Source organism: uncultured Microbulbifer sp., from assembly GCF_947489355.1.
In the GTDB taxonomy this organism is placed as follows: Bacteria; Pseudomonadota; Gammaproteobacteria; order Pseudomonadales; family Cellvibrionaceae; genus Microbulbifer.
Map to the genome: position 1 here is coordinate 1 of NZ_CANLDD010000103.1, position 5,166 is coordinate 5,166.

4 protein-coding genes, 3 pseudogenes and 1 other annotated feature are annotated in these 5,166 nt (G+C 48.1%); of the genes and pseudogenes, 5 read left to right on the top strand and 2 right to left on the bottom strand.

Annotated elements, in window-relative coordinates:
- Positions 1 to 111, top strand: a pseudogene (locus Q1A48_RS20465) (IS200/IS605 family transposase); the annotation flags it as partial.
- 409 nt (positions 112 to 520) lie between these two features.
- Positions 521 to 1,624: a polysaccharide pyruvyl transferase family protein gene (locus Q1A48_RS20470; protein ID WP_299948597.1), complete on the top strand. Its 1,104-nt coding sequence runs from the start codon at positions 521 to 523 to the stop codon at positions 1,622 to 1,624.
- A 184-nt stretch (positions 1,625 to 1,808) separates the two neighbouring features.
- Here Q1A48_RS20470 and Q1A48_RS20475 read toward each other — a convergent pair.
- Positions 1,809 to 1,979: pseudogene (locus tag Q1A48_RS20475) on the bottom strand (IS256 family transposase); the annotation flags it as partial.
- A gap of 213 nt (positions 1,980 to 2,192) precedes the next feature.
- Here Q1A48_RS20475 and Q1A48_RS20480 point away from each other — a divergent pair.
- Positions 2,193 to 3,313: pseudogene (locus Q1A48_RS20480) on the top strand (IS3 family transposase); the annotation flags it as partial.
- Positions 2,471 to 2,587, top strand: a sequence feature (AL1L pseudoknot). It overlaps the preceding pseudogene by 117 nt.
- Positions 3,314 to 3,540: 227 nt before the next feature.
- Here the strand turns inward: Q1A48_RS20480 and Q1A48_RS20485 are convergent.
- On the bottom strand, positions 3,541 to 4,230 hold the full coding sequence (locus Q1A48_RS20485) for a hypothetical protein (protein ID WP_299948598.1): 690 nt from the start codon (positions 4,228 to 4,230) through the stop codon (positions 3,541 to 3,543).
- 66 nt (positions 4,231 to 4,296) lie between these two features.
- On the opposite strand from Q1A48_RS20485, the gene Q1A48_RS20490 reads away from it, so the two are divergent.
- Both Q1A48_RS20490 and Q1A48_RS20495 read left to right on the top strand, forming a co-directional pair.
- Positions 4,297 to 4,755 (top strand): hypothetical protein, encoded by a 459-nt coding sequence (locus Q1A48_RS20490; RefSeq protein ID WP_299948600.1) that lies wholly within the window; start codon positions 4,297 to 4,299, stop codon positions 4,753 to 4,755.
- 9 nt (positions 4,756 to 4,764) lie between these two features.
- Positions 4,765 to 5,100: a hypothetical protein gene (locus Q1A48_RS20495; protein WP_299948602.1), complete on the top strand. Its 336-nt coding sequence runs from the start codon at positions 4,765 to 4,767 to the stop codon at positions 5,098 to 5,100.
- Positions 5,101 to 5,166 lie beyond the last annotated feature (66 nt).

The following is a 5,166-nucleotide window of genomic DNA, read 5'->3' on the forward strand; positions in this document are numbered from 1 at the left end:
TACTGCGTGGATACGGTCGGTGTTGATGCCGACATAATACGCAAGTATGTAAAGTATCAGGAGAAGCTCGAACAACGGCAGTCCCAGTTGGATCTGCAGCGAAACATATAGATTGAGATATCTCGCGGCCAACCTTCTGAGAGGGCTGGCTTTATAGACCCCTTTTAGGGGGCAGTGGGCAATTCCGCATTCTTAGAATGCGGATTTTTAGTTCGCGCACCCCTACCACTCCTGGAAACGTGGTCTGAACGAGAATATGAATGACCCGTTGCGCTAATATTGCCCCAAGAGCACGGACTTTAAAAAGATAATTCAGAGAGAGGTTGATGCAGTGGTGTTCGATTTAAATAACCGGCCACGGATAATATTAGGCTTTGAAACACCACAATATTTAACGGGTAATTAATTGGTGGCACAAGCCGCATAAATGGCATGCAATTCAAGGTTTAACCCGTGTGATTAGTAGGAATCCATCTTTATTGCTTTGATTAAACTGAGCTAATATTTCTTGGAATTTATAATGAGAAAACGTTTAAATATAGTAATCGTGTCTACCTTTGGTGGGAGTAGCTTAAACATAGGCGATAATTTAATTACTCTAGCAACTATTAGAGCAATTAGGAAATTATTAGGTTCAAATGTTGATTTTAAAGTTATTTTTCGAGCAGAAAATTCAGGCAGAGCTATACAGGAATTCAAGAATGCAGATTATATTGTTTTTGCATGTTTAGCAATTAGGAGAAAGTTACTGGATATTTACTCGGTCATACCTGCTGTTATCGAATCGGGCAAGCCTTTTGGGGTTCTTGCGGCTGGAACTTCTTTAAATGTATCCTCTTCTAAATTGTTATTTGATAATAGTTTAGAGTCTTGTGATGAGAAACTATTAAGAGAGCTGTGCTCAAAGGCTGAATTTTTTACTACTCGAGGAAAACTTACTCAAGAATTTTGTGAGCACATTGGCCTGCAAAAGGCTATATTTGTTGGAGATATAGCTTTTGAAAGGTGGCGCTTCAGGTGGCGTTTCTTTAAAAATATTAATAAGGTTACCCGTATTGCTATTTCAGATCCGCATTATGAAGATAAATACAAGAAATCATTAGCGCATTTAATTGATAGAGTTAAATATATCTTTCCCAATGCTGAGGTTGAAATGCTCTTACATGGAGTTAACAAATTATCTGGAAGAATAGCACAAAAGAGAAATCTCCATGTCAGAAAAATTTACTTAGATAGATCTGAGGGGTTAGATATATATGATAAATATGACATGCATGTTGGTTATCGTATTCATGGGCATGTATCAGCTTTATCCAGAGGAAAGCCTTCATACCTTCTTGAGCAAGATGGACGAGGATGCGATTATGGTTTGAGCCTTTTTAGGAAGATAAGTACTCCACATTATCGGCCTATGAAATCTGATGACTTGAGTCAAGCGCCCACAACTCCAGTTGATATTCTATTATGCATGATCCTGGCTGATCAAAGAAGTAACTTCTCAAAGTTTAGTGGTATCGAAAAAGAAATGCTTTGCTTTTCTAAAGGAAATCATAAAGTTTTACTCTCGGCACTATCTGCAAAGATGAGAATTACAGAAAAAATACGTTGGTTGCTAACTTGGTAAATATTCAAATTCCATGAATTGAGATTGTCAGCCTGCGGAAAACAAATAAGGATATTTTGGGATTGTCACAACATATCTGCTTGTTGAACGAGCCCGGTCAGCTCTACTTATGTTAATAAATCGAAGAGGAATTAAGTGTATTAGTTCAGGAGGGTGTTCAAAACTCTGTGTCAACCAAATAGCCTCATAGGCTGATATATTTCTCCAGGCGATCCGGGAAGTGGATCGTCAGCTGTGACAGCGTCAAGTTCCAGTTCTGGATCGGGTGCGTCCAGCGCTCGGAGGCTTTCAGTTTACCGGCGTAAAGCAGCTTGAGTAAGCTGTTCTCATTGGCAAAGCCGCCCTTGGTTTTAGTGTATTAGTTCAGACCAAATCTGACACATCTCCTTGAAAAGAGGGGGTTTACCGGTTTTGATGAAGGTGACGAAACCTGAAACCAAAACCAAGGATAAACCCCATGATTCATACTAACGATCGCATCATTAAACACAAGACCGGTCTGCTCAATCTGGCGGAAGTGAATTACCCCGGGTTTCTCGGAGGCTAACTTTCTTGAGAGAATTAGCTAATGAGCAAACAACCTGGATACTCCCCCGAAGTATGGGAGCGCGCAGTTCGTATGGTATTGACCGGCGAGCACGAACATAAATCACGCTGGGCAGCGATTACATCTATCGCCTCCAAGATCGGCTGTACGCCTGAGACTCTACGATCATGGGTCAACAATATGGAAGTCGACAACGGCACTAAGCCCGGCACCACTAGTGGTGCCGCAGCCCGCCTTAAAGAGCTGGAGCGCGAAGTCCGCGAGCTGAAGCGCGCTAACGAGATCTTGCGCAAGGCTGCCGCTTTTTTTGCCCAGGCGGAGCTCGACCGCAAACCGAAGTAATGGTGGCATTCATTGATCAGGAGCGTGAGGCGCACGGTGTCGAGTCAATCTGTGAGGTTCTGCCGATTGCACCGTCGACTTACTACCGCTACAAGCATCTACAGGCCAATCCAGAACAGCGCTGTGTGCGCGCTCAACGTGAAGCCTGAGATCCAGAGGATCTACGAAGAAAATCATCGCGTCTATGGTGCTCGCAAGGTCTGGAAGCAGCTTAACCGCGAGGACGTAAAGGTCGCCCGCTGTACAGTTGAACGGTTGATGAGAGTGCTGCAGCTTGAAGGCGTTCGAAGAGGCAAACGTTGCGTTACGACTATCCCAGATCAGCTGGCCGACAAGCCACTGGACCTGGTGAACCGCGAGTTTACGGCGGAGCGCTCCAACCAGCTTTGGGTGACCGACATAACCTATGTCGCAACTTGGTCTGGCTTTGTTTATGTCGCATTCGTTGTCGATGTGTTCTCCCGCTACATTGTTGGCTGGCGCGTGTTAAAGAGCCTCCAAACCGACATCGTGCTTGATGCTCTGGAGCAGGCATTGTGGGCACGAGGCAAACCCCGCGGCGTTACCCATCACAGTGATCGAGGGAGTCAGTACCTGTCGATTCGATACACTGAACGGCTTAATGAAGCGGGCTTCCAGGCGTCAGCGTCGGCGACTCCTACGACAACGCACTGGCAGAAACCATCAACGGCTTGTTCAAGGCGGAGGTCATCCACAGAACAGGTCCCTGGAAAGGGCTGGATGAGGTTGAACGCGCAACCTTGGCCTGGGTCGACTGGTTTAACCATCGCCGCATTCTCTAGCCGATTGGCGATATGCCTCCAGCCGAATACGAAAAGCTGTATTATCAGCAAGCCGAGTCTGCCCATGCGGCATGACTCAAATCAAATTGCCTCCGGCAAACCCAGAGTGATTCAATCTGGACATACAGGCAGTAGTTACCAAGCGGCCAACCAATCTTCGATTGAGCCATATGCGGAGATACTCGAAATACCTTCAGGGCTTCTTTTATATGCCCACTCTTCCCTTAGAAACGGTAGGCGTAGGACGCGCCCAACAATTTCGGCTTTTCACCATCCACTTCAAACACAGTATATTCCAGCCCAAATTCACCCACTGGGGTCACCCAGGCCACGAACAAGCCATAGAATGGATCATTGCCACTCCTCGACTCTTTGAAACGATTAATGAGAGTGCCCGACTCAACCCCGACGCTGTTGCCTACCAGGTCGTAGGTATTGAGTCTGTAGTTGTCCACAATCTTGTTTCTGTATTCCAAGTTCCAACGCTGGTAACCCACCAGTGCACCGCCATAGAACGGTTTTCCATTGTCGGTGTGCAGGCGTACAGATGCTCCGAATGTGGAACCCGATGTCTCTACCTTGAATGTTGATTCACCTTCGATCTCGAACCCCACCATTGCATCGCCGTAGCTGTAGCTGACGGGGATGCTGTCAGACACCTCGCCCAAATTGTAATAACCCAGCTCGAAAGATACGAATGGGCTGTGCTGGTACCCGCCCACCAGCGTAAACCCAGTTGTTTTACCTAAAACGAGGTCCACACCGACGTCAACAAAATCAACGTCGTAGTCTACCTGCGCCACGCTGGCACGGAGGTAGGTGTCGCTGAAGAACCCCGTGTCCTGCGCTAGTACCTGACCACCAAGCGGCAATGCCATTGCGGCAACCACCGCAGCAACTGTTGTCTTCTTCAATCTTTACACTCCAGAATTGGCATTAAAACAACGAAAAGCCGGGAATCTTACCCAAAGCTGGTGTAAGTGCAAGCATTAATTGACAGTGAGCGCGACACCCGGCGGGAGTGCTCAGGCCTTAGCAGCCTGCTAATCAAAGTGTCCAGGTATGGAGCCGTAAATGTTGCCGCTAAGGTGTGGTGGTGGGTTCCGGTACCGACCGTTGACAAGCGTTTAGCTGGCGTTGAGGGCCGTTTACAAACCGTTGAGGCAGCGTTAAACGCTAGTAACGCTACCAGCCCTACCACATCTGTGATGATTGCCAGGGCGAGGAATCCGGCGTGCTGTAATCACATGGGGTCTATGTTGAGCGTACTGGCCAGGCTGTTAAATGCAACGTGTGCGCTGCACACCCAAAAAGAGCTACCGCAACCCTTCACCGCCATTTGCCCCAATCAACGCGGCCCGCTGGGAAAGCGCTTTATTCATATCGGCGCGAACAGCCATGTGCTCGGCCGCCCACGCCCCTGGATCTGGACCTATTGAGGAGGGTACATGGATGGAGAGCGCATCAGCCCGTGCCTTGTGGAAGCACTGGAAGATAAGTTGTACCTGTGGGGCTCTGTGGCACTGGATTTAGATGGGGTAAGTGGCAGCAGCGCGCTGTGCGCTATCGAGGACCACGCCGCCCGTCGCAGTTCCCGGTTGCGGCAGAAGCAGTACACCGCACAAGGCACTGCCACACACTCCAACCGGGTGAGTGGTCAGGGTATCAACGAGGAGTTGGCAGCGCCGGTAGAGGAGGCAATGACGATCATCAAGCGGGAGACCCCGAAACTCTACGAGGTACTGAAAGTGGAAGCACGCAGCTTGTTGTTACATGAGGTGTAGTAGTTCAGACTTGATCTGACAGTTACCGGTTTTTCTGACGGTGGTCTGTCAGGTCAGGTTCAGTTC